The 25595-nt window shown below is 48.1% G+C and carries 17 protein-coding genes and 1 tRNA gene; 15 read left to right on the top strand and 3 right to left on the bottom strand.

The genetic code is table 11. The features are described from left to right. Nucleotides 1-58 precede the first annotated feature (58 nt). The 3 genes from rho to HHX48_RS19095 all read left to right on the top strand — a co-directional run bounded on the left by rho (nucleotide 59) and on the right by HHX48_RS19095 (nucleotide 5540). A complete protein-coding gene (gene rho, locus HHX48_RS13575) occupies nucleotides 59-1324 on the top strand; it encodes a transcription termination factor Rho (RefSeq protein ID WP_139757473.1) in 1266 nt (421 codons plus the stop codon). Nucleotides 1325-1456: 132 nt separating this feature from the next. Further along, a complete protein-coding gene (locus HHX48_RS13570; RefSeq protein ID WP_191025973.1) occupies nucleotides 1457-2746 on the top strand; it encodes an amidohydrolase in 1290 nt (429 codons plus the stop codon). 37 nt (nucleotides 2747-2783) lie between these two features. Then, nucleotides 2784-5540, top strand: a complete 2757-nt coding sequence (locus tag HHX48_RS19095; RefSeq protein WP_191025972.1) for an ATP-binding protein — start codon at nucleotides 2784-2786, stop codon at nucleotides 5538-5540. Here HHX48_RS19095 and nhaA read toward each other — a convergent pair. After that, entirely contained in the window at nucleotides 5506-6786 is a 1281-nt protein-coding gene (gene nhaA / locus HHX48_RS13560) for a Na+/H+ antiporter NhaA (protein WP_191025971.1), read from the bottom strand. The two genes, HHX48_RS19095 and nhaA, sit on opposite strands and share 35 nt — an antisense overlap. Nucleotides 6787-7192: 406 nt before the next feature. Here nhaA and purE point away from each other — a divergent pair, with 406 nt between their 5' ends. From purE to sodC, 12 genes are all read left to right on the top strand, one after another. Then, the gene (purE, locus tag HHX48_RS13555; protein ID WP_191025970.1) at nucleotides 7193-7684 is read left to right on the top strand and encodes a 5-(carboxyamino)imidazole ribonucleotide mutase; all 492 of its coding nucleotides are present in this window, start codon (nucleotides 7193-7195) and stop codon (nucleotides 7682-7684) included. Continuing rightward, entirely contained in the window at nucleotides 7681-8823 is a 1143-nt protein-coding gene (locus tag HHX48_RS13550) for a 5-(carboxyamino)imidazole ribonucleotide synthase (RefSeq protein WP_191025969.1), read from the top strand. The genes purE and HHX48_RS13550 overlap by 4 nt, the downstream gene beginning before the upstream one ends. Nucleotides 8824-8924: 101 nt before the next feature. Beyond that, nucleotides 8925-9000 (top strand) — tRNA-Thr (locus HHX48_RS13545). Nucleotides 9001-9037: 37 nt separating this feature from the next. Continuing rightward, nucleotides 9038-9541 carry a copper chaperone PCu(A)C gene (locus HHX48_RS13540; protein ID WP_191025968.1) on the top strand — a complete coding sequence of 168 codons (504 nt, stop codon included), beginning with the start codon at nucleotides 9038-9040 and terminating at the stop codon, nucleotides 9539-9541. Nucleotides 9542-9645: 104 nt separating this feature from the next. Beyond that, complete coding sequence (locus HHX48_RS13535) at nucleotides 9646-10119, top strand: Dps family protein (protein WP_191026078.1); 474 nt, start codon at nucleotides 9646-9648, stop codon at nucleotides 10117-10119. 13 nt (nucleotides 10120-10132) lie between these two features. Further along, nucleotides 10133-11248 carry a PQQ-dependent sugar dehydrogenase gene (locus HHX48_RS13530; protein WP_191025967.1) on the top strand — a complete coding sequence of 372 codons (1116 nt, stop codon included), beginning with the start codon at nucleotides 10133-10135 and terminating at the stop codon, nucleotides 11246-11248. Between the two features lie 217 nt (nucleotides 11249-11465). Next, entirely contained in the window at nucleotides 11466-17429 is a 5964-nt protein-coding gene (locus HHX48_RS13525) for a HAMP domain-containing protein (RefSeq protein WP_191025966.1), read from the top strand. A gap of 8 nt (nucleotides 17430-17437) precedes the next feature. Continuing rightward, a complete protein-coding gene (locus tag HHX48_RS13520; protein WP_191025965.1) occupies nucleotides 17438-18268 on the top strand; it encodes a CheR family methyltransferase in 831 nt (276 codons plus the stop codon). Nucleotide 18269: 1 nt separating this feature from the next. Beyond that, on the top strand, nucleotides 18270-19544 hold the full coding sequence (locus HHX48_RS13515; protein WP_191025964.1) for a sensor histidine kinase: 1275 nt from the start codon (nucleotides 18270-18272) through the stop codon (nucleotides 19542-19544). Beyond that, the gene (locus tag HHX48_RS13510; protein WP_191025963.1) at nucleotides 19531-19926 is read left to right on the top strand and encodes a response regulator; all 396 of its coding nucleotides are present in this window, start codon (nucleotides 19531-19533) and stop codon (nucleotides 19924-19926) included. Before HHX48_RS13515 ends, HHX48_RS13510 begins: the two co-directional genes overlap by 14 nt. A gap of 522 nt (nucleotides 19927-20448) precedes the next feature. Continuing rightward, nucleotides 20449-22092: an amidase gene (locus HHX48_RS13505; RefSeq protein ID WP_191025962.1), complete on the top strand. Its 1644-nt coding sequence runs from the start codon at nucleotides 20449-20451 to the stop codon at nucleotides 22090-22092. 416 nt (nucleotides 22093-22508) lie between these two features. Continuing rightward, nucleotides 22509-23027, top strand: a complete 519-nt coding sequence (sodC, locus tag HHX48_RS13500) for a superoxide dismutase family protein (protein WP_191026077.1) — start codon at nucleotides 22509-22511, stop codon at nucleotides 23025-23027. A gap of 58 nt (nucleotides 23028-23085) precedes the next feature. On the opposite strand, the gene HHX48_RS13495 is transcribed toward sodC, so the two are convergent. Next, on the bottom strand, nucleotides 23086-25158 hold the full coding sequence (locus HHX48_RS13495) for a S9 family peptidase (protein ID WP_191025961.1): 2073 nt from the start codon (nucleotides 25156-25158) through the stop codon (nucleotides 23086-23088). A gap of 16 nt (nucleotides 25159-25174) precedes the next feature. After that, nucleotides 25175-25534, bottom strand: coding sequence for a DUF962 domain-containing protein (locus HHX48_RS13490; RefSeq protein WP_191025960.1), 360 nt, complete (start codon nucleotides 25532-25534; stop codon nucleotides 25175-25177). Nucleotides 25535-25595: the final 61 nt, after the last annotated feature.

Raw genomic sequence — 25595 nt, 5'->3', positions numbered from 1 at the left:
GAATAAGCGACCGAGTAGTCTGTAAGCGAAGTCCAAGCACACACAAAGACCCACCAGTATGAATTTAACTGAACTAAAAAACAAACCAATCAGCGAGTTGGTTAACCTGGCCGAAAAAATGGGCCTGGAAAACATGGCGCGAGCCAGAAAACAAGACATCATTTTCTCAATTCTGAAAGCCCATGCCAAAAGCGGTGAAGATATTTTTGGTGACGGCGTCCTTGAGATTTTACAGGATGGTTTTGGCTTTCTTCGCTCGGCAGACTCATCGTATTTAGCCGGTCCTGATGACATTTATGTCTCGCCCAGCCAGATACGCCGTTTTAATTTGCGTACCGGTGATACCATCGCCGGAAAAATCAGGCCTCCTAAAGACAGTGAGCGATATTTTGCCCTGTTGAAAATTCGCGAAGTAAACTTCGATAAGCCTGAAAACTCCCGCAATAAAATCCTTTTTGAAAACCTTACTCCATTGCATGCCGCATCACGTCTTCGTATGGAACGTGGTAACGGGTCGACAGAAGATATTACCGCACGTGTTCTGGATCTGGCATCACCCATTGGTAAAGGCCAGCGCGGTCTGATTGTCGCACCACCTAAAGCAGGTAAAACGCTGTTGCTGCAAAATATTGCGCAATCTATTGCGGCAAACCAGCCCGAATGCGAACTGATGGTTTTGCTTATTGATGAGCGTCCGGAAGAAGTCACCGAGATGCACCGTCTGGTACAGGGTGAAGTCGTTGCATCGACGTTCGACGAGCCAGCCAGCCGTCACGTTCAGGTTGCTGAAATGGTAATTGAAAAAGCCAAGCGCCTGGTTGAGCATAAAAAGGATGTGGTTATCCTGCTAGACTCAATCACACGTCTGGCACGTGCATACAATACCGTGATCCCGTCATCGGGTAAGGTACTGACAGGTGGTGTGGATGCGAATGCACTACACAAACCCAAGCGCTTCTTCGGTGCTGCACGTAATGTTGAAGAAGGCGGCAGCCTGACCATTATCGCAACTGCACTGATTGATACCGGCTCTAAGATGGATGAAGTTATCTACGAAGAGTTTAAAGGTACCGGTAACATGGAATTACATCTTAACCGTAAGATTGCAGAAAAGCGTGTATTCCCGGCTATCGACTTTAATCGTTCTGGTACGCGCCGCGAAGAGTTGCTGACCAGTCAGGATGAGTTACAGAAGATGTGGATCCTGCGTAAGATTGTCCATGAGATGTCTGAGATTGATGCGATGGAATTCCTCATTAACAAGCTGTCGATGACCAAGACCAATGATGAGTTCTTTGGTGCAATGAAACGGCAGAAAAGCTAAAAAGCTTTACACAGAGAAAAGCGCACTTCGGTGCGTTTTTTTATGTCTGCTAAAAATTAAGGTAAATGATCTTTATTCCCCGGAACTGATTATTTTTGATACTGTAAAGAAAATAATAAACGGGGAATGCACATGAAAAAAACACTTCTGGGACTGGCACTTGGGCTGGCATTCGGTAGCGCCTCTGCGCAGAGCGTTGATGAGCTGGTAAATAATGTCGAGCCGCAGGTGATTGAATGGCGTCATCATCTTCACGAAAATCCTGAACTTTCAAACCGCGAGTTTGAGACTGCTAAATATATCACTGAATATCTTAAAACCCTGGATGTTGAAATTACCACAGAAGTGGCCAAAACCGGCGTCGTTGCTGTCCTGGACAGCGGTAAACCCGGCCCTACGGTGGCATTACGTGCCGACATGGACGGACTACCGGTAAAAGAGCGAAATGATTTAGCCTGGAAATCGACGAAAACCGGCGAGTTTGATGGCAATACGGTTCCGGTAATGCATGCGTGTGGTCATGACACCCACATGGCGATGCTGATGGGCGCCGCCGAAGTACTTACGCAGATGAAAGATCAGTTGCGCGGTAAGGTGAAGTTCATCTTCCAGCCTGCTGAAGAAGGCGCGCCTCCCGGTGAAAAGGGCGGGGCGGAAGTGATGGTTAAAGAAGGCGTGCTGAAATCACCTGATGTCGATGTCATCTTCGGTCTTCATATCAATGCTAATACTGATATTGGTAAAGTGCGTTATACCCCCGAAGGAGCCATGGCAGCAGTCGACCCGTTCAAAATTGTGATTAAAGGTAAACAGGCGCACGGCGCGTATCCATGGAAAAGTGTGGATCCTATCGTAACGGCTGCTCAGATGGTGATGTCGTTGCAGACCATCGTAAGTCGCGAAATCAAAGTAATTGATAGTGCAGCAGTCGTTTCTGTCGGCTCAATTCACGGCGGTAACCGTTCCAATATTATTCCTGAAGAAGTTGAGCTGGTGGGGACTATCCGTACGCTAAGTAAAGATGCCAGAGAGCACATTTACGAAGCCATGGAGCGAAAAGTACAGGGCATCGCCAACAGCATGGGCGCAAAGGCCGAACTGACATTGCCTCTGGATTATAGTTATCCAATTACCTTTAATGATCCGGAGCTCACTGCTCGCATGCTGCCTACCATTCAGGAAGCGGCTGGAAAGGAAAACGTGTTGCTGTCTAAGCCGGTCACCGGCGCAGAGGATTTCTCCTTCTTCCAGGAAGAAGTACCTGGCTTGTACCTTTGGGTTGGTGGAAAACCACTGGATGTGTCAGTTGAAGATTCGCCTGCGCACCATACGCCGGAGTTTTATGTCGATGATAAAGGCATGAAACTAGGCGTAAGTCTATTAACCAAAATGACAATAGACTATATGAATAAAAGCAACTAAGGTTTAGCTTATATGGCGTAGTTTACTTGAGGATAGCGTGCAGTCAGTTGTAGTTGCAGTAGCATTTGCTATTCTCGGCGTTGCGGTAAACTTTTTACCTGAACCTATCATCACCGAAGGTCTTGCGGCCTTCGGTGGTATTTTTGCCATTGCCCTGTCTTTACTGTTTTCGCCACGCATTTCAATCCCGCTTATACTCGTGATTTTTGCGCCATTATGGTGGCGATATGACAATTACCTTGCTTTATTGGTACTAAGTGCTCAGCCATTTATTGCGGCCCTGACGTGCTATAAAAAGGGTCACTTCCGAATACTGATGGTGGCAGGTCTTTGCTGGTCACTGGTTGCATTACCGGCGCTGCTCTTTATTCAGTATATATTACACGAGCAAATATTTGTGGTGGCGCTGACCTCAGCGGTCGTTACCTGGCTCTCCGGGATTACTGCAGTGGTCTGCGGTCATTTAATTTATCTTACCGTGTTTGCTGTCAGACCGCTGGCAGGTACGCAGCCTGTATCATTCAGTCCACTTCTTACCTACTTTTTTGCGGCTGTCTTTTTTACCGGCAATCTGGTCGTCAACTATCTGCACATCAACAGTGTACAGGTCGACCAGATGAGCGATATCGAACTGTACATGCGCCAGCGCACGCTGGTGTTGTCGGAGCAATTAGACAGCTTCATCATCAGGCATCGCGCAGCTATTGTTCAAAATGCCGGTGTATTATCATCGCAAATAAATGACAAAGCGACGTTTCTGCAACTATTGGCCCGGGCGAATCCGGACTTTCTCACACTGTTAATTACCGATGACACCGGGGAAATAACACAGGCATTTCCTCCTCGTGTATTGCAGCGGGCAAAAGATAAAGGAATGACCAATGTCAGACAGCGCCAGTACTTTTCTGCGGTCGCGTCGAACAATGCGCCATTTATCTCAGAAGCATTTAAAGGACGGGGGTTCGGTGAGGATATAATCGTTGCTATTTCCGCACCAATACTGAATGAACAGAAGCAATTCTCGGGCATCCTGGAAGGGTCATTGTCGCTTCAAAGCTTTGCTTATTTTGATGCGCAGAATATTCCCGGCTTCGCCATGCTGATTCAGGATGGCAACGATAAAGTTATCTATGCATCACCAGCTCTTGGCTTGTCTCCGATGAGCTTACCGCAAATTGATGTGTGTCGTGAGCAGTACTGTGCAGGCCTGTTTCAGTTAAATAATAAAACCTGGTTGCATGAGACCGAGTCGCTGGCAACCAACGACTGGAAGGTAAGTCTTTATTATGATGTCATCTGGTATGAGCGCCTGATTGGTGAATACACACTGCGGGCGTTAGCGCTGCTCATTGTGGTTTGTTTACTGGGCATTATGGCCGGATTTGGCATTGCCTGGTTGCTGGCGGGTCCGCTGAAAAACCTGGCTGAGCATTTTAAAAATCTGAATCCGGCGATGGATGGCACGCTGGGCATTGACCACGATAGCCGCCTTTATCTGCAGGAAATCAGCGCGTTGGATGAGGCTTTCTTTCAGCTCCAGGAACGCCTGCGTTATGCGTTTGGTAAGCTGGCGTCTGCAAACCAGCGTCATCAGCAGCTTAACAACCAGCTTGAAGAGTTAAACACATCACTGGAAAGTCGCGTTAAAGAAAAAACTGTCTCACTGGAAAGTGCATTACAGGATGCGCGCCAGGCAAGCAAAGCCAAGACGGAGTTTTTGGCCAACATGAGTCATGAGATTCGCACGCCTATGAACGGCATTATAGGGAATTGCGATAATTTGCTCGAGCAGCCTCTTGATGAAGTCACGCACCGACGGGTCAATACGATTGCCCAGTCAGCATCACAACTTTTGATGATTCTGGATGCAATTCTGGATCTATCCAAAATTGAAGCGGGCAAAATGACTGCCGAATCAGTGAGTTTCCACCTTCCTGAATTACTTAACAATGCACTGTCCACTTATCAGCAATCAGCCCGACAAAAATCAAACCAGCTAAAGGCGCGGTTAGGCAAATTACCTGAATACGTCAACGGCGACCCGAGCAAGATCAGTCAGATCCTCAACAACCTGTTGAGCAATGCAATTAAGTTCACCTGTGAAGGGACTGTGACGCTGGATGCCTCGTACGCTGAAAATATGCTGACGCTGGCTGTGTCTGATACCGGCATAGGGATAAGTGAGGAAAATCAGCAAAAGATTTTCAACGAATTTGAGCAGGCAGATGCGTCCACTACCAGACATTACGGGGGGACAGGGCTCGGATTAGCGATAACGCAAAAACTGGTTAAATTGCTTAACGGCGTCATTAACGTTGACAGTAAACCCGGCAAGGGCGCCACTTTCACGATACATCTGCCACTGAATGTATCAGCCGAACCACAATCCCGCCAGTCAATGCCGACCACCACCAAAATTAAAGCCGGGGCATTGATTTTGGTAGTGGAAGATAATGATGTGAATGCGCAGATTGTTATTGATATGCTCAGCAATATTGGCGCAAAAAGTATGCGGGTGGCAGAGGGCGAAACGGCGCTTAACGTGCTCGCTAAACGCAAATTTGATGTCATTCTGATGGATTGTCAGATGCCGGTAAAAGACGGTTTTGAAACCACTCGCTGCCTACGCAGCGAGCAGGGACCAAATCAAAACACCCCGGTGATTGCGCTCACTGCAAATGCTTTCAATGAAGACAGGGATGCCTGCCTGGCCGCAGGCATGAATCTGCATTTATCCAAACCCATCAAGCGAGACCGTCTTATTGCCGCGCTGGGTCAGCTTCTTGCTGAGTAGTGTCAGTCTCTGATTCTCTTATTTTTTCCGCACTCTCTGCCGCTTCCTGCGCTTTGTCCCGACCAATAAAATACAGAACGATATATCCCGCAATTGCCGAAACCAGCGAGCCAGCCAGAATTCCGACCCTTTCATCAAACATGCGGTTTACACCTGATTGCTCAAAGGCCAGCGCACCGATAAACAGGCTCATGGTGAAACCGATACCGCACAGCAGTGAGCAGCCGTATATGTGGCGAAATTTCAGATCAGACGGCAGTTTTGCCAGCCCCAGTTTTACGACAATCCAGCAAAAGCTAAACACGCCTAATTGTTTACCCACCGTCAGCCCCAGGAAAATACCGAAGGTGACCGGGTGAAAGATGCCCTCTGGCCTGATAGCACCAAAATTAATACCGGCGTTGGCAAAAGCAAAAATGGGCAGAATAGCGTAACTTACCGAGGCGCTGAGTTCATGCTCAAGTTTGGTTACCGGAGAATGGGAGGGATCCTTCTGGCTTCGCATTGGAATAAATGCTGCTAATACGACGCCGGCAAGGGTGGCATGCACACCCGATTTAAGCAGTGCTACCCATAGCACCAGACCCACCAGAATATAGGACGGCAGGTCAATGACATTGCGTCGGTTCATCATCCACAACACAATCAGGCAACCCGCTGCAATGTAAAGCGCGGTTTCAGTGATATTACTGGTATAAAACAGCGCGATAATGACAATAGCACCAATGTCATCAATGATGGCCAGGGTTACCAGAAACACTTTCAGACTGGCCGGCACGCGACTGCCCAACAGGGCCAGCACACCCAGAGCAAAGGCAATATCGGTGGCGGCAGGAATAGCCCAGCCGGACATGGCCTGACTGTCCCCCCAGTTGATCCACACATAAATTAATGCCGGTATCGCCATTCCTCCCACTGCGCCGGCAGCAGGCAGAACAATTTCTTTGGGGTTGGATAACTCTCCCTCACAGACCTCGCGTTTTAGCTCAAGCCCGACATGAAAGAAGAACACCGCCATCAGGCCATCGTTAATCCACAATAGCAGCGGTTTTTCTATACCCCAGTCACCGGCGGCGATAACCACTGGTACTTCAATTAGTTGGTTATACCAATATTCAAGCGGAGAATTGGCCACAAATAATGCCAGCGCGGTGGCTGCCATTAACACGATACCCGCAGAAGATTCACTCTTATAGAAGTTAGTTACAACGTAATTAAGCTGTTGTACGGTTTTTTTCAAACTCATCGTTCGCCTCAGTCAAAACATGTCGCAAAACCCGCCCGGCAAGTTCTGGCGTCCGACACTGCATTCATACCCCGGAATTCCGGTAAAATGATAGTGTTTACTACTCTTACGTTATTTTGCGCAGAAGGTGCTATGGGCGTTCACAGAAACCTGAACTTTTACACCGGCGTTGAATAATCACATGACGTTTTCTCACCCGATCGCAGCAGTTTTTTTATTTCGCGCTAAACGACTAATTTTGATGGCTTTGTATAAAAATTATAAGCAGATGGTTCAGTTTGTACCGTGGTAAGGTTATGGGCATTGTTGCCTTTTTACGCTACAATCTTGCGCCTTCTGAGACACCGGTTATCTGAAGCCGGCACGTCTACGCACGATGTTCAAAATCCAGTGGAGAAGCATTTACATGGCTAAAGTCGCAATTGTTATGGGCTCTACATCAGATTGGCCTACCATGCAGCAGGCTGCAAAGATGTTAAAAGCGTTTGGTGTGGAATTTGAGGCGCGTGTTGTCTCTGCGCATCGCACCCCTAATTTGCTGGTAGAATTTGCTGAATCAGCGGCGGACGAAGGGTTTAGCTGTATTATCGCTGGCGCCGGTGGCGCGGCCCACCTGCCCGGTATGATTGCTGCGCATACCCACTTACCGGTATTTGGTTGTCCGGTTAAATCAAAGGCGCTTAACGGCCTGGATTCATTACTTTCTATTGTTCAAATGCCAAAAGGCGTCGCTGTGGGCACGCTGGCAATCGGTGAGGCAGGTGCGGCAAATGCAGGGCTTCTCGCTGCGCAGGTTGTCGCGTTGCAGGATGATAGCGTGAAAGAAGCCATTATTGCGTTTCGTCAGAACCAGACAGACACTGTGATGCAAAATGCGAATCTGGAGCTGGATGAATGAGAGTTCTCGTATACGGCGCCGGTCAGCTGGCGCAGATGATGTATTTAGAGGGCGTTCCCTTGGGCATCGATGTACAGGCGGTGGATGTCAAAGACGATACCGTGGTGCATCCGGTCAGCAAGCGACCCCTTGAGCAGAATCTGGTTCAGGCCATCGAGTCTTCCGATGCGCTGACGGTGGAATTTGAGCATGTCCCTGAGCGTTTGCTCGAACAGGCTGCTAAAACAGATAAGTTAATGCCATCTATGAACGCGATCCTGGTTGGGGCTGATCGGGTTCGGGAAAAGCATTTGCTTGAAAAATTCAGTATTCCCAATTGCCCGCACAAAGTGGTGACACATCTCGACCAGCTTGATGACTGCATTAAAACGCTGGGTGATAAACTGATCATCAAAGCCAGCCGTGATGGTTATGACGGCTACGGTCAGTGGCGCCTCAAAGATGCCAGCCAACTGGCCAGCGTCAAAGAAGCGTTATCAGGTCAGGATTTGGAAGCAGTTCCTCTGGTGGTTGAGAAAATGCTGCAGTTTGAGCGCGAGTTATCGCTAATCGGAGTGCGCAGTCGTAGTGGCGAAATTAAAGTGTATCCACTGGCCGAAAATCTTCACCACAAAGGCCAGTTGCATGTGTCTGTTGCGCCAGCCAGTCAGGTTAGTGAAGCATTATCACAGCAGGCGCTGGATATTTTTACCACGCTGGCAGAGGGCATGCAGTACGTAGGTGTGCTGGCAGTTGAAATGTTCCAGTGCGGCGAAGAGCTGTTAGTTAACGAGCTGGCGCCACGGGTTCATAACTCCGGCCACTGGAGTTTAAGCGGTGCTCATACGAGTCAGTTTGAGAATCATCTGCGCGCATTAGTGGGCCTTCCGTTAGGCGATACCCGTGCGCTGTCACCGTCGGCAATGATTAATGTTATCGGCTGCAGCACGTTTTCCAGAGATTTGCTTAGCATTCCCGGTTGCCATTTGCACTGGTACGGGAAATCGGTGAGGGAAAAGCGCAAAATGGGCCACATCAATATTACTGCAGACAACTATGCCCAGCTGGGTGAAAAACTGCACAAACTGTCTGGCTATGTACCCACTGAATACTTCCCGGAGCTCGAAAAAGAAGCAGACAGACTGCTAACGCTCAAATAATTGGCATATGGCGACGGTCAGGTATTGACAAGTCGCCACGCCTGACTAAAATACGCATCCGTTAGCTGGCCTGAACCGGTCAGTTGATGCACCCTTTGTGTGCCGACTTAGCTCAGTTGGTAGAGCAACTGACTTGTAATCAGTAGGTCGCCAGTTCGATTCCGGCAGTCGGCACCATCCTTTCTTTCTTGCTTCTTTTTTCGCCCGTTGTAGTATGGATAATCAAATCCATAGCGTAACGAAGCTTATGTGGCGTCGCTTTTTTCTCTTGTTCATCTTGTGCAGTAGCTTTTTCTGTAAGGCACAGCAGTCGACATCGGTCTCGCTGTCGGACAGTTATTTTTCAGCGACATTCTCGATGGCAACGTCTGCCGCAGGCTATTTCACGCTGACGAATAATGGTAGCGAACGTGTAGTGGTGACAGGAATCTCTGTCAGCAGTACCATTGCCAAAGGGGCCAGTTTGCATGAAACCATCATGCAGGATGACATGGTTAGTATGCGGTCTCTCCACACACTTTCACTGGATGCAGGTCAGACGATTCGGTTTCAGGCTGGCGCAAAACATATCATGCTTACCGGGCTTAAAAAGCCGTTAACAGAGCAAATGACCGTGGAAGTGACATTTCTTTTTGCTGATCATCCAGCTGTCATTCAAGCCTTTGAGGTACGCCCTGCCGGCCAGAGTGAGGCCATGTCGCAGCACAATCATCACTGAACCTGTATACTTACGCTGGTAATCCAAAATCTGTTCTTATCAGTATCTAGAACATAGATGTAAAAGTCTTTAATTCATCGCAAAAACTGATAAAGGAGCGCATGATGAGCAAGATTGATATTGGTATTTCTGAAGCTGACAGAAACAGTGTAGCAGAAGGACTGAAGAAGCTGCTGGCAGACTCATACACACTGTATTTGCAAACCCATAACTTTCACTGGAACGTATCGGGGCCGCAGTTTCGTACCCTGCATCTGATGTTTGAAGAGCACTATACTGAACTGGCAGAAGCGGTGGATGATATCGCTGAGCGTATCCGTACCTTAGGCGTTGTTGCGCCAGGCACCTATAAAGCGTTTTCAGAGCTTAGCTCTATTGAAGAGGTAGAGGGTGTACCTGAAGCCACTGAGATGGTGCGACTACTGTGTCACGGCCATGAGCAGGTGGTTAAAACCAGTCGCGAAGCGTTAAAAATGGCGCAGGACGCGGATGATGAATCGTCCATCGCGTTAATTTCAGATCGCATGCGCATCCATGAAAAAACGGCGTGGATGTTACGTGCACAAACTTCTAGCTAATTGAATAATAATAATGATGAAAAAAACAACAATTGCAAAAAACCTGGCAGTCTTACTGCCGGGTCTTTTTTTGGCTGCCGGCGCCAACGCGCAGGCATCAAATGATATCCAGGTTAAAGAGCTTGCGACCAAGCTGGCTAATCCCTGGGGAATGACGTTTTTACCTGATGGTGACTTGCTGCTCACTGAACGCAAAGGCACTATTCGTCGTTACTCCTTTGAGAATGGCCTGGGTGAGCCCGTTGCCAACACGCCTGCGGTTGAAGCGGTTAACCAGGGCGGTATGCTGGATGTGCTGGCAGATCCGGATTATGCATCCAATCAAACCATCTATTTTTGCTACAGCCGCAAAGGCGAAGGTGGAAACAGCAGCGCCGTTGCCAAAGCGACCCTGAAGGACAATGCGCTTGAGAATGTGACGACATTGTTTGTGGCAGAACCATTGGTGGACAATGGTTTTCACTTTGGTTGCCGCTTAGCTTTTGATGCTGACAAAAACTTATATATCACGTTAGGTGATCGCTATAAGTATATGGATGAAGCGCAAAATACTGATAATCATCTGGGCAAAATCGTTAGAATCCGCCCTGATGGTGAGGTGCCACAAGATAACCCGTTTATCGATGGTGAGGCACCTGAAATCTTTACTTACGGTCACCGCAACGTGCAGGGACTGACAGTGCATCCTGAGACAGGTGATGTATGGGCGATGGAACATGGCCCACAAGGCGGCGATGAGGTCAACAAACTGTCCAAAGGCGCCAATTATGGCTGGCCGGTCATTACCTACGGTATTGACTATGACGACAGTATTATCTCTGAAAAGACCAAGCAGGAAGGGATGGAGCAACCCGTTATTTACTGGGATCCATCTATCGCGCCCAGCGGCATGGCCTTTTACGATAAATCCGCATTTGCTGACTGGCAGGGTGACCTGTTGGTCGGTGCGCTTAAGTTTACCCATCTTAGACGCATCGAAATGGATGGTGACAAGCCAGGAGAACAGCACGAATATTTAAAAGATCGGGGAGAGCGTATTCGCGATGTTGAGGTGGGTCCTGACGGGCTTATCTACGTGCTTACCGATGCACCAAAAGGCAAGCTGCTTCAGCTTTCTCCAGCTAAATAATTGCCTACAGCGTTAACGTAAAAATCGATAATATCTTTTCAGAAGACCTGAACGCCCGGCATTCTCGTTCAGGTCTTTTTACACGTCCCCTGAAATTCCTATGCTATATGCATCTAATACTATAGTCTAAATTATAAAAGTGGTGGTAAAATGGTCGGCTAATAATTATTACTTATATAGCCAGCCTCGCCCTGGCGGCGAATACAGAGATCTCCGCATGACATCTTCGACACCCCGAGACACCGGTAATAACGATAATTCCGACTCTTCATCACGCACCGGCAAGCGTGCTCAATCAAAAACATCCCGTGGCAATTTGGCAAGAAAATCGCGCCGCGTTTCTCACGATGACATGTTCAAAGACACCGACTACGTGCACGACCAAATCGACAGACTGATCTTCGCGCTAGAGTCGTTCCGGGAAGGGGATGTGTCAGTCCGTTTATCTAAAGAGCGTAATGACAAGTTTGCAGATTTGGCGGAAGCCTATAATACGATGGTTGAAATGATCGGTGGGGTAAGTACCGAAGTTTCGCGCATCTCACGGGTAGGCGGAATAGAGGGTAACTTAGAAGCCCGGGCAGACTTTAAAGCTGCTAGTGGGGTTTGGAAAGAGCTAATCGATAATATCAACATTCTTATTGAGGCGATTTCAAATCCGGTACTGGAAGTTAGCCGCATTCTGAATAGCATTGCATCAGGTAATTTGCAGGATAAATTCAGTCTGACCGTTACCGGTGATTTTCGGGCCATGGCGGATGTTATCAACCGCACACAGCATTCACTGAATACATTTGCCGAGCAGGTAACGCAGGTGGCAAGGGAAGTAGGGGTCGAGGGTAAGCTTGGTGGCCAGGCGTCGGTACCGAATGTGTCGGGGACGTGGAAAGACCTTACTGATAATGTAAACCAGATGGCAAGTAACATTACCGCACAGGTACGGGAAATCGCATCCGTTACAACCGCTGTAGCCCAGGGCGACCTCACGCAGAAAATCACCGAACAAGGTAAGGGCGGCGAGGTACTGGTATTGTCCAGTACGATCAACCGGATGGTTGACTCGCTGAACATCTTTGCTGCCGAGGTAACCAACGTAGCCCGTGATGTGGGCGTGGAAGGTAAGCTGGGTGGGCAGGCCGTCGTACCTGACGTCGCCGGCACCTGGAAGGCCCTGACAGACAACGTAAACATGCTGGCGTCCAACGTAACCGCGCAGGTACGGGATATCGCTAACGTTGCAACCGCGGTAGCGGGCGGGGATCTGTCACAGAAAATCAATATCAATGTAAAAGGTGAGATAGCCGAGCTTAAAGAAACCATTAACCAGATGGTGGACTCACTCAACATCTTCTCTGACGAGGTAACCCGGGTTGCCCGGGAAGTAGGTACCGAAGGTAAGCTGGGCGGGCAGGCGACAGTACCCAACGTCGCCGGTACCTGGAAGAACCTCACCGACAACGTAAACACCATGGCGAGTAACCTGACTACCCAGGTAAGGGAAATCGCGTCAGTAACCACGGCGGTGGCGCAGGGTGATCTGTCGCAGAAAATCACCGAACAAGGTAAGGGCGGCGAGGTACTGGTACTGTCAAACACCATCAACAACATGGTTGATTCGCTCACACTGTTCTCAGCCGAAGTAACGCGGGTTGCCCGCGAGGTAGGTACTGAAGGGACGCTGGGCGGCCAGGCAGTGGTTCCCGGCGCAGCGGGTACCTGGAAGAACCTAACCGACAACGTAAATACCATGGCGAGTAACCTGACCACACAGGTACGGGAAATCGCCAATGTGGCCACTGCCGTAGCCGACGGCGACCTGTCACAAAAAATCAAAATCAATGTTAAAGGCGAGATTGCCGATCTGAAAGAAACCATCAACCAGATGGTGGACTCACTGAACATCTTCTCTGACGAAGTAACGCGGGTTGCCCGCGAGGTAGGAACAGAAGGTAAACTGGGCGGCCAGGCCGCCGTACCGGATGTAGCAGGTACCTGGAAGAACCTGACAGAAAACGTAAACTTCATGGCGAGTAACCTGACTACCCAGGTACGGGAAATCGCTAACGTTGCGACCGCGGTAGCAAAGGGTGATCTGACACGAAAAGTCACCATCGACGCCGAAGGCGAGATTGCTGAACTGAAAGAAACCATCAACCAGATGGTTGACTCACTGAACATCTTCTCTGACGAGGTAACCCGGGTTGCCCGTGAAGTAGGAACGGAAGGTCGTCTGGGCGGTCAGGCATTAGTACCTAACGTGGCCGGAGCCTGGTCAGAACTGACCAAAAACGTAAATACCATGGCGAGTAATCTGACCACACAGGTACGAGAAATCGCCTCCGTTACAAAAGCGGTTGCGAACGGTGACCTTTCGCAGAAAATCACCGAAGAAGCAAAAGGTGGCGAGGTACTTGAACTCTCTATCACTATTAACCGGATGGTTGACTCACTGCAAACACTATCCAACGAGGTAACGCGGGTTGCTCGAGAGGTAGGTACTGAAGGGGTTCTCGGCGGTCAGGCGGATGTGCCTAACGTTGCCGGCGCCTGGCTCGACCTGTCGAACAACGTAAATACCATGGCGAGCAACCTGACCGCACAGGTACGGGAAATCGCCGGAGTGGCGGCATCGGTAGCAAACGGTGACCTTAGCCGTAAAATTTCCATCGACGCACGGGGTGAAATCGCCGACCTGCGGGATATCATCAACCAGATGGTTGACTCACTGAACATCTTTGCCGCCGAGGTAACGCGGGTTGCCCGTGAGGTAGGTACCGAAAGTAAGCTGGGCGGTCAGGCCATCGTGCCGAATGTCGCCGGGACCTGGAAAGATTTGACCGACAACGTAAACACCATGGCGAGTAACCTGACTACCCAGGTACGGGAAATCGCCTCGGTAACTACCGCTGTGGCAAACGGCGACTTGTCACAAAAAATCTCCGAAGAGGCAAAAGAGGGTGAGGTACTTGAGCTCTCCACAACCATTAACCGAATGGTTGACGCGCTCAACATTTTTGCTGACGAGGTAACCAACGTTGCCCGCGAGGTAGGTACTGAAGGTATTCTTGGCGGGCAGGCTGAAGTGCCTAACGTTGCCGGTGCCTGGAAGGCGCTGACCGATAACGTAAATACCATGGCGAGCAATCTGACCTCGCAGGTACGGGAAATCGCGAGCGTATCCACGGCGCTAGCCCGTGGTGACTTTTCGAAGAAAATCGAAGTTCACGTGCGCGGTGAAGTTCAGGAACTTAAAAACAATATTAACGCGATGGTTGACTCGTTTATCACCATCGTTCGCGCCGCAAACTCTATTGCCGAGGGTGACTTTGCGCTGGAAATGCCGCTTCGAAGCGACGCCGATCAGTTGAGTATCGCGCTTAACTCGATGACCCGGAACCTGAAACGTATCTCAGAAGAAAACGAAAACGAAGCGTGGATCAAGAACGGTCAGGCGAATCTGAACGATAAAATGCGTGGTGAGCTGGACCTCAATGCGCTATCTAAAAATATCATCACCTACCTGACTAAATATCTTAAGGCACAGATAGGCGCGCTGTATTTATCTGAAACCGGAAAAGACGGCGAAGTTCTCAAACTTGTATCAACCTATGCTTATACCAAGCGCAGAAATGCGGTTAACGAATTCAAGATTGGTGAGTCTCTGGTCGGACAGGCAGCACTGGAAAGAGAAGCAATTGTGGTGACCAGTGTGCCTCAGGATTATGTGGTTATCTCATCATCACTGGGTCAGTCTCAGCCACGTAACCTTCTGGTTCAGCCCTGCTTAATTGGTAGCGAAGTAAAGGGCATTATTGAGATTGGCTCGTTCAATGAGTTTACCGATAACCAGCTTGAGCTTGTGCGAGTTGTAGCTGAAAACATCGCAATTTCAATAAATTCTGCGCAAGACAGGGCAAAAATGGAGCTTCTTCTGCAGGAATCTCAGCGCAAGTCAGAAGAGTTGCTTGATCAGCAGCAAAAACTGCGTAATCAATCAGAAGAACTGCAGGTAGCCAATGAAGATCTGGAAATAAAGACGCGCGATCTTGAGCGCCAGAAGGAAGATATTCAAACTAGTCGTATTGAAGTGGAACAAAAAGCACAAGAGCTTGAACTGGCCAGTAAGTATAAGTCAGAGTTTCTTGCCAATATGTCCCATGAGTTACGCACCCCGCTTAACAGCCTGCTAATTTTGGCGAAAGAGCTGACTAAAAACGAAAAAGGTAACCTGGACGGAGAGCAGATAAAAGATGCTAAAATCATTTATGATGGCGGAAACGATCTGCTTAACCTGATCAACGATATCCTTGATCTGTCGAAAGTTGAAGCCGGAAAGCTGCAGGTGCATCCCCAGACTATCGGTGTCAAAACATTACTTACTGGGCTCGAAAACAAATTTAATCCAATTGCCAAAGACAAAGGCATTGCTTTTTCAATCGAGCTTGCCGACGACTTGCCAAAAAGTCTGTATACCGACGATCAGCGTTTACAGCAAATTCTTAAAAACCTGCTTTCCAATGCCTTTAAGTTTACTGAAAAAGGTGAGGTTGTCTTATCTGCTGAGCGACCGAGTGAAAATGTGAAGTTCAGAAACACTGCGCTTGAGCATAAAAATGTAGTGGCCATCTCAGTAGCTGATACGGGAATAGGTATCAGCAAGAATAAATTCACGCAAATTTTCGAAGCGTTCCAGCAGGCAGAGGGCGGCACCAGCCGTCAATATGGCGGCACCGGATTGGGCCTTACCATTTCAAGAGAGTTATCACGATTACTGGGCGGAGAAATTCATATTTGGAGTGAGCCCGATGAAGGCAGCAAGTTTACAGTATATGTGCCCACTGACTTAACCAAAGCAGAAGTTGCGATGGATGATAAAGAAACATCCTCAATAATTGAATACTCGCAATACCAGTTATCAGACAATACTCCGGCAAAGCAGACATCTTCTGAAAAAAGCGAGCCAACTCGCCCATTTGTGAAAGATGATCGCAATGAGCTATCCGCAAAGGATAATGCCTTATTAATTATTGAGGATGATCAGAACTTTGCGGAAATTCTTAAGCGTGAAGTGAAAGCGCAAAATTATCACGTGTTGGTTGCCAGAGAAGGTCGGGAAGGGCTTGAGCTGGCAGCACAATATCAACCTAAAGGCATTTTTCTGGATATCCGGCTTCCCGATTTAGATGGTATCCGGGTACTTGATCAACTTAAGTTTAACCTTAAAACTCGTCATATACCGGTGCACATCATTTCCGTTGAAGATAAAAGCACGCAGGCTCTGAATAAAGGAGCTATTGGATTTTTGTCTAAGCCGGCGTCACTAAGCAATATCAATGATGTGATTAAAAAAATCACTGATATTGGGCAATCACCGGTGAAGAAAATTCTTTTGGTTGAAGATAACCAGGCCAGCATTGATAGTCTGAAACGCATTCTTACCAATCGCCAAATCGAGATTATTACCGCACCCACAGGGGCAGAAGCACAAAGGTTATTAAAAACCACCCGACCGGACTGTATTATTCTGGATCTGAATCTTCCTGATACTACTGGCTTCGACTTACTTACAAATCTCAATGCTGTAGGTCTGATTAATGATGTTCCTATTATTATTTACACAGGGCAGGAACTTACCAAAGAAGAAGTACGGGAATTAAGAAAATACACCGATAGCATCGTTATCAAAGGTGTTTCATCACCAGAACGTTTGCTGGATGAGGTCTCACTATTTATTCATAGTGTTGAAAGCCAGTACTCAGACCAACAGCGAGCGATTCTGACTAAACTTCATGATCCTGAGAAACTTCTGGCAGGACAGAAAGTACTCTTAGTTGATGATGATGTTAGAAATACTTACGCACTGTCCAAAGTCCTTGCCGATGCAGAGATGCAGGTAGTATTGGCTGACAACGGTATGATGGCATTAGAAAAGATTAAGCAGGAGCCTGATATTTCGATAATTCTGATGGACGTCATGATGCCTGTAATGGACGGCTATGAAGCGACACGTAAGATCAGACAGCTTCGAGAGCACAAAGATTTGCCTATTATCGCTCTTACTGCAAAAGCGATGGCAGAGGACCGTAGTAAATGTCTTGATGCTGGCGCTAACGACTATCTGACTAAGCCTGTGGATGTTGAAAAGCTGCTGAACATAATGCGGGTTTGGTTATATAAGTAAGCCTGCAAATGGAGAAAAAAGACGATATTCGCGAGTTGGAATGCCGGCTATTGGTTGAGGCAATTTATTGTCGTTGGGGATACGATTTCCGCCAATACCGGATTTCCTCGCTTATGCATCGAATTGAGAAGCATGCAGAGGCATATAACTACGCATCTATCGCAGAGCTTATACCTGAAATTCTTTACAACCATATGAAATTTAAAAGGTTACTCTTTGATATATCCATATCAGTGACCTGTATGTTTCGCGATCCAGTATCTATTCGAGCGCTAAGCGAAAAAGTGTTTCCAACACTCAATACGTATCCATATCTGAACGTCTGGCACGCTGGCTGTGCCACAGGTGAAGAAGCCTACTCAATGGCAATAATGCTTGAAGAAGCGGGTTTGTTACCAAGAACCCAAATCTACGCCACAGATATCAACGACAGATCATTGGAAACGTGCAAGAAAGGGATTTATCCGATTACGGAGTTGAGAGACGGACAAAAGTATTATCATGAGGCAGGTGGACAGCATTCATTAACCGAGTATTACCACTGCCGGTATGGCTCTGCGAAAATGAATCAACGATTAAAAAACAATATAGTGTTTTCTAATCACAATCTTGTTACTGACGGCATATTCGCAGAAATGCAGCTTATCGTCTGTAAAAATGTGCTCATTTACTTTGATCAGCATCTCCAACATCGCGTTTTAAAATTATTCACCGACAGCTTGTGTCGAAATGGGTTTCTCTGTTTGGGAAAACACGAGTCATTGCTTTTATCACCGATACTCGATCAGTTTGAACTTATAGATTCAGAACAAAAAATATATAAAAAGATAGCATATTAAAATGACTCAGGACGATATTTTCACTTTTAAAACAAAACCCAAAGTGCTGGTGGTTGATGATCGCCAGGCAGAGCGGGAAATTTTGCATAAACTGCTTTCCAAGCTCGATGTTGAAGTGCATTCGGTAGATTCTGGTCAAGCTGCCCTGCACCAACTTATCCGTGATGAATACACGCTAATTTTGTTGGATATAAAAATGCCAATAATGGATGGCATCGAAACAGCCCGCTATATACGGACTAATCCAATTACTGAAAACATCCCAATAATCTTTCTGACTGCCTACGACCAGGATGATATTGATGTACTGCAAGGTTATAAGGTTGGGGCAATTGACTACATCATCAAACCCATCAACGAAGAAATTCTGCTGTCTAAAGTCAAAACCTTCATCCGTTCCAATTTGTTTGAGAAACAAAAGGAATATGAAAAGATTCTGAGCGAACTTAAACTCAAGAATGAAAAGCTTAAGCAGGCAGAACGGGAAGCGCTGGATCGTCTTGAAGAAGCGAATGTAGCCAAGGAATTGGCCCAACAAGCGCAACGAAAGCTTGAAGAGCAAAAAGGTGAGCTATTAAGACATACACAGAATCTTGAGCAGTTTGCGTATGTTGCCACACATGACCTCAGAGCTCCCATTATTAACTTAGATGGGATGGTAAAGATCTTCGAGAAGCGTGGCTATGTGAATTCAGAGAATGAGGAGATTTTTCATCGTATCGAGCATTCGGTCTCGCGCGTTAAAAATACACTTCATGACCTTATTGAAGTCGTAACAGCGAAAGAAGCACTGGCTGACGAAATTTTCCCATTGAGTTTTCAGAAAGTTTTTGATGAAACTATTGAAGATCTTGAAATTCAGATTAAAGACAACGATGGGCAGATCACTGCTGATTTTACTCAGGCTCCAACAATCCATTACATACACCGCTTTTTAAAAAGCATTCTGCAAAATTTGCTTACCAACGCAATCAAATATCGCCACCCTAAAAGACGGCCAGTGGTGACTGTGCGTACTGAGGTGCAGGGAAATACCGTTTACTTATATATCCGCGACAACGGCATGGGTATGGAGCCGCATCAAAAAGAAAAGGTTTTCGGTCTTTTTCAAAGGTTGAGTAGCGATGGCACGGGTAAAGGCATGGGGCTTTATATCACTAAGTCTCAGGTTGAAGTATGTGGCGGTAATATTGATTTTACGAGCTCTCCGGAAGAAGGGACTGAGTTTGTACTGTCTCTTCCTGATATGAAAAGAAAAACTAATGAAAAGAAGTAAGTTACAAACAGTTTTGTGTATTGATGATGATGATGAGTATAACTTTTTAACTCAGGAAGCATTTAATGATTATCAGTATGACGGTCAGTTGGTATTTCACACCAGTGCGGAAGCGGCGCTGGAATATTTAAGTCAGCTGGATGAGCTGCCAAATGTGATCATATTAGATATTAATATGCCAGCAATGAATGGCTGGGACTTTCTTGATGCCTTCGAAGCGAAGCAGTTTATGGGTAGCGAACAGACCCATATATTCATGCACTCATCGTCGGTGTTTGATTCTGATAAAGAGCGAGCCGCTGGCTACAAATATGTCTGTGGCTTCATTGATAAACCGATTCTGCAGGAAAATATCGAAGCAATTGCCAATCAGTATTTTTAATACCGTTAAGCATTAGAGGTCGTTTTAGCATGACGTTATTTGTCGACACATGTTTGTTGCCTCGGCGATCTTTATTTGTACTGATTGCACCCGATTGATCAAGAAAGGGATTTAGCTTTCCCGAGTCCGTTTATCTGGGGGGTATGCCGCATTGGAAGGCGTGAATGTTTCATGTCAGTAAGATGACGCGCTGATTACTCTGCCGTAATTGAAAATGGCGGATGAATCAAAAATCAGAAAGCAAATACTTCTTCTGACTGCAGAGGAAGAGCAGGTAATAGAAGTAAAAACTATTTCTGTCACTTGCGCGCCATGGCTTTGAGGTTGGCTCTGGGGAGTATCTATGTGCTTACTGATGCGACAAAAGGCAAGCTGCTTCAGCTTTCGCCTGCCAACTAATTCAAAGCCAGCGATTGCTGGCTTTTTTTGCCTGACAATAAACCCGGGGTACGAACCTCGCCGATCCGATGTTTGCTATTTGACCAGGCATTTCTTAAGTTATAACAAAAACAGGGAGACATCATGAAGGCAAAAATAAAAACGCGCGCGTTAACTGTTGCAGCACTCACCGTCGCTATACTCAGCGGTTGTGCCTCATCAAACCGCTCAGCAGAATCAGTCTCTGCTGATCCAGTAGCCGCGGACTATCAGCCCGACGGTGTTGTGGCCATGACACTGCCAGAGATATCCAAAGCGCTGGCAGATGGAATCATTACATCACAAGAGTTGGTCGCTCAGTATCTTGCAAGGATTGAAGCGATAGATAGTCGTGGTCCCGGCCTCAATGCAGTGCTGACGCTTAATCCCGACGCGCTGGAGATTGCCAGAGCGCTGGACGCGCAACGCGAAGCGGGTCAGATTCTGGGGCCTTTGCATGGTGTACCTGTATTACTCAAGGATAACATTGAATCCAAAGATGCGATGCCAACCACCGCAGGGGCACTGGCGCTGCAAAATAATATGACCGGCCGGGACAGTCCGTTGGTCGCCGGTTTACGCGCTCAGGGCGCCATTATTTTAGGCAAAACCAATCTTAGTCAGTGGGCTAACTTTCGCTCAGAACACTCAATGAGTGGTTGGTCTGCGCTGGGCGGCCAGGTGAAAAATCCACATATGTTGGACAGAAATCCATGCGGGTCAAGTTCAGGCTCTGGTGCAGCGATGGCAGCATCACTGGCCGCAGCCACGGTGGGCACAGAAACCAATGGTTCGATTACCTGCCCGTCCACAGTCAACGGCATTGTGGGCTTTAAGCCCAGTGTTGGCATCATACCGCAGGAATTTATTGTGCCTATCTCCCATTCGCAGGATACGGCCGGGCCGATGACCAAAACGGTCACCGGCGCTGCGATGATGATGAACGCAATGGCGACTGAAGCTCCCGGGACAGATTTTACGCATCGCTTACAGGATGACGCGCTAGAGGGCGTGCGGGTTGGTGTGTTGCGCTTTGCCACCGGTTCGGATGCGCGTATTCAGGCTCTTTTCGAGCGCGCTTTGAAGGATTTGGAAGCCGCTGGGGCTGTTTTGGTGGAGATAAATGCAGAGCCGGAAACGCCGGACAATTTCGGGAAAATGGCGTATGACCTGCTTAAATACGAGTTTAAATCAGGCATTAATGATTACCTTGCATCCACCGCGGCCGAGCAGGTTGAGCCCCGCTCGCTGGAAGACCTGATTGCGTACAATCAAACCCACAGCGATGAGGAGCTGGCGTTATTCGACCAAAGCATTTTCGTGGCATCTCAGGAGATGGACTCGCTGGACAGTGATGATTACCGGGACAGTGCCAGACAGGTACAACAAGTCAGTCGTAGAAATATAGATACGTTGCTGGCTAACCAAAATGTTGATGTTCTGGTAGCACCGACAGGCGTTATTGCGCCGCGGGTGGATCCGATTAACGGTGATGTATGGCCAGGTGGCTGGCCGGGGTATGGCTCTGCCGCTGCACGAGCAGGTTATCCGCATGCCACGGTGCCTATGGGCGGTGTTCAGGCTTTGCCAGTAGGGTTGTCATTTATTGGCAGCAACCTTCAGGATGCTAATGTGCTTTCTTACGCATACGCGTACGAGCAGGTATCGCAACGCAGACTGACGCCACAATATTATGAAAATGCAGAAGCCTTGGATGCTATTGGCCAAGCAATGAATCCTGCCCGTTGATGCTCTTTATAGTCGGGTCACACTATGTGTAACCCGACTGCATTGATTGATACGAAGGCCGTGCCGGAATAAAGCAGTATATCGGTATCTGGCTTCGCATTATGACAACGCACATCAGTGTCATTATTCGTTAGTCACATTTATACACTCTGCTTCGTCTTACTGCCGGTATCGGAGCTATTATTCTGACTTGAATACTGCCAATGGCGATGAATATCGGGTGCCAGCGGCGACAAAAAAGACTGGCAGGTAAGACGGTTGTCTGTCGCTCATCAATCGCCGTGAATGATAAATGTGAACCAGCACGCAATGATCTTTTCGCCCACCCGGGCTTGTACCAATAGGCAGAGTTTGTCTCTCTTCACACCCGTTTCTGCAGTCGGGCCAATTTCTCTTGCAACATGGGTACTCTTATGATGAAAAGATTTTTAACCGCACTTCCTTTTACATTGGCTGCATTAAGTGCACAGGCAATGTCAGATGCAAAAACCGTCGACATGATGGACCCCGAATCCGGTGAGAAAATGGGTACTGTCATGATTGAGGAGCATGACGATGGGCTGGTCTTTACACCGTCTTTAACCGGCCTGGAGCCAGGTGGACATGGTTTCCATGTTCATGAAAATCCGTCGTGTGAAAGCGCAATGAAAAACGGTGAGGAAACGCCCGCCGGTGCAGCGGGCAGTCATTACGACCCGGAAAAAACAGATTCGCACGGCTATCCGTGGTCGGATAACAGCCATATGGGCGATTTACCGCTGCTTTACGTCGGGGAAGACGGCGAGGCTAAACACCCTGTAATCGCCACACGCCTTTCAATGAGCGATGTGGAAGGGCGTGCTCTGATGGTCCATGCCGGAGGTGACAACTATTCGGACTCACCTGAAAAGCTTGGTGGTGGCGGTGCGCGAGCGCTTTGCGGCGTTATTAAATAACGCACTTGCCAACACAAATAAAAAAGCGGGCTGTAAGCCCGCTTTTTGAGCCTTAGGATTATTCAGACTTTTCCGCGCGTTTATCTGAACGATAACGCTCAAACCACGCCAGAATATTACCAACCTTTTGAATCAGTCTTGATGGCTTAGCCGCAATACCGTGCGACGCGCCGGGGATCCTCACCATCGCGGACTCAACACCCTGCAGGCGAAGCGCCTGATAGAACTGCTCTGATTCGCTGATCGGGGTGCGATAGTCAGATTCACCCGTTAACAGCAATGTAGGGGTTTTTACGTTACCCACTAATGACAGCGGAGAGTGTTCCCACAGGTGATCAGCAACTTCCCAGGGTTTGCCCGGCATCCAGTACTGTGAAAAGTAAGGATAAGCATCAGCCGTAAGCGCAAAGCTCATCCAGTTAATAACCGGTTTGGCAACCACTGCGGCTGCAAAGCGATCCGTTTTACCGATGGACCAGGCGGTCAGCACACCGCCACCGGAACCGCCGGTAATAAACAGGTTTTCTTTGCTGATATTGGCCTTGGCTATCGCAGCGTCCACCACATCCATTAAATCCTGATAATCATCAGAAGGATAATTATGGTGGATAAGATTACCGAACTCCTCACCGTAAGAAGAGCTGCCGCGCGGGTTCGACCAAACCACCACATACCCGTTGGCAGCCATCAGCTGAATTTCCATAGAAAAATGCGGGCCGTATGCCGCATGGGGGCCACCGTGGATCTCAAGAATCATCGGGTAGGATTTATTCTTATCGTAATTCGGTGGATAGGCAATCCAGGCATCGATATCACGATCATCCACCGACGCCTTAACCGGCAGGCTTTCGACCCTGGCCAGGTTTAAATGTCCGAAAGCGTCCTCATTAAGTTGGGTGAGCACGGTGCTTTTGCCATTTTTACCGGCGATAGCGAGATCGGCAGGACGCAGTGGGTCATCTGTGGTGTACGCAACACTGTCATCACTGGCTACGGCAAACTCGCCAGAAGTATACGGTCTGCCCAGCGACTGCCCACCAATGGTGACATCCAGCTTACTGAACTTACCTTTTAAACTGGTGCGGGCCAGGCGGGTCTGACCTTTATCCTGATACGCAAATACCAGTGAGCGACTGTCATCTGCCCATTCAAACGCACCAATGGCACGATCCAAATCACTGGTCAATCGCGTCATGTCGCCGGACGGCAACTTCATGATAACTAAATCACTGTTCTGGTAAGATTTTTTGCGATCGTTTAATTGGGTGAATGCCAGGTATTTGCCGTCCGGACTCACCTTGGGATTGCCTTCTGGCCCTTCGATGGTGGTGACCTGTTCAACCTTGCGGCTGGTGGTGTTCACCCTGAACACATCTGAGCGCAGCGGATGAAGCGCGTAATTTTCTGTACGATCGCCAGCAAAATAAATCCACTTTCCATCACTGGAGAAGCTCAGGTTACCGCTGTTTGGATAATCGCCGGTGGTCAGCTGGCGTGCTGTACCACCGGCTACCGGTAGTACATAGATTTGGCTATGACCGTCACGCAGATACCCGGCACCATCAGAACGGTATTCTGTACGTTCGATATACTTGGCTGGCTCGGCCCATTTCGCACCTTCCGGTTTGCCGGGCATTCCTTTAAATAACGTTTCTGGCTGAGCCGGTGTAAATGCGGTAAATGCCAGTTGCTCACTGTCCGGCGACCAGACTATATTTGAAGGGGCTTCCTGCAGGTTGGTCAGCTTCGCCTGCAAGCCACTGTCCATATAGTGAACATACAACTGCGCGCTGCCGCTGTGGTCGCTCACAAACGCCAGTTTGGTACCGTCAGGGGATAAAGCCGGCTGATAAATGTTACCTTTATCAGTAAGAAACGGACGATGTGCCTTACCGTCCAGATCGATTTGCCAAAGCGAAGACAGGGTTCGATCAGACATAATATCCATACTACGTCGTACATAGTACAGTGTGTCATCTTCCTTGCCGAAAAACGGTGATGAGGCATATTCAATATTAAAGACATCGTTATATTGGAGTGTATCGGGCAGTGCAGTGTCTTTAGATTGCCCATAAGTCAGGGTAGAAAGCAGCGCTGCGCTAAATCCCAGCCAGGTTCGTTTGATCCCCATAGAGGTTCCTTTTTTGTTAGTGTTTATGCGAGTGGGATGTGTTCAGGTCATCATGTGCGCGACCTTTTAGTGATACCCGACCCATCAGGATATCCTTAAACATGACCCAGTCGCCCATCAGACTATAAAGTGGATACGAGAATGTCGCGGGACGGTTTTTTTCAAAAAAGAAATGGCCCACCCAGGCAAAGCCGTAGCCGATAACCGGTAGCAGTGCCAGGTACCACCACTGCGATGTGACAATCGCCAGCGCAATGACCGCAAGAACCAGCCAGGAGCCGACAAAATGCAGCAGGCGGCAGGTGGCATCTTCATGTTCAGAGAGATAGTAAGGATAAAAATCTTTAAACCTTTGATATTCTTTATGTTCAGACATGGCGACTGCCCTGATGTAATAGTAATGTTAACTGTACGGCTGCATCCACGCCATTGCAAAC

The organism is Salinimonas profundi (assembly GCF_014750655.1).
GTDB classification, from domain to species: domain Bacteria; phylum Pseudomonadota; class Gammaproteobacteria; order Enterobacterales; family Alteromonadaceae; genus Alteromonas; species Alteromonas profundi_A.
The sequence above is the reverse complement of the archived record's forward strand: the minus strand, read 5'-3'. Positions and strand labels throughout refer to the sequence as shown.

Bases quoted from the DNA above. Each gene is read 5' to 3' on its own strand.
- HHX48_RS13520 (WP_191025965.1), top strand. From the start codon at position 17,438: ATGGAGAAAAAAGACGATATTCGCGAGTTGGAATGCCGGCTATTGGTT.
- nhaA (WP_191025971.1), bottom strand. From the start codon at position 6,786: ATGAGTTTGAAAAAAACCGTACAACAGCTTAATTACGTTGTAACTAAC.
- HHX48_RS13525 (WP_191025966.1), top strand. From the start codon at position 11,466: ATGACATCTTCGACACCCCGAGACACCGGTAATAACGATAATTCCGAC.
- HHX48_RS13535 (WP_191026078.1), top strand. From the start codon at position 9,646: ATGAGCAAGATTGATATTGGTATTTCTGAAGCTGACAGAAACAGTGTA.
- HHX48_RS13530 (WP_191025967.1), top strand. From the start codon at position 10,133: ATGATGAAAAAAACAACAATTGCAAAAAACCTGGCAGTCTTACTGCCG.
- purE (WP_191025970.1), top strand. From the start codon at position 7,193: ATGGCTAAAGTCGCAATTGTTATGGGCTCTACATCAGATTGGCCTACC.
- HHX48_RS13490 (WP_191025960.1), bottom strand. From the start codon at position 25,534: ATGTCTGAACATAAAGAATATCAAAGGTTTAAAGATTTTTATCCTTAC.
- HHX48_RS13570 (WP_191025973.1), top strand. From the start codon at position 1,457: ATGAAAAAAACACTTCTGGGACTGGCACTTGGGCTGGCATTCGGTAGC.
- sodC (WP_191026077.1), top strand. From the start codon at position 22,509: ATGAAAAGATTTTTAACCGCACTTCCTTTTACATTGGCTGCATTAAGT.
- HHX48_RS13550 (WP_191025969.1), top strand. From the start codon at position 7,681: ATGAGAGTTCTCGTATACGGCGCCGGTCAGCTGGCGCAGATGATGTAT.
- HHX48_RS13510 (WP_191025963.1), top strand. From the start codon at position 19,531: ATGAAAAGAAGTAAGTTACAAACAGTTTTGTGTATTGATGATGATGAT.
- HHX48_RS13515 (WP_191025964.1), top strand. From the start codon at position 18,270: ATGACTCAGGACGATATTTTCACTTTTAAAACAAAACCCAAAGTGCTG.
- rho (WP_139757473.1), top strand. From the start codon at position 59: ATGAATTTAACTGAACTAAAAAACAAACCAATCAGCGAGTTGGTTAAC.
- HHX48_RS13495 (WP_191025961.1), bottom strand. From the start codon at position 25,158: ATGGGGATCAAACGAACCTGGCTGGGATTTAGCGCAGCGCTGCTTTCT.
- HHX48_RS13540 (WP_191025968.1), top strand. From the start codon at position 9,038: ATGGATAATCAAATCCATAGCGTAACGAAGCTTATGTGGCGTCGCTTT.
- HHX48_RS13505 (WP_191025962.1), top strand. From the start codon at position 20,449: ATGAAGGCAAAAATAAAAACGCGCGCGTTAACTGTTGCAGCACTCACC.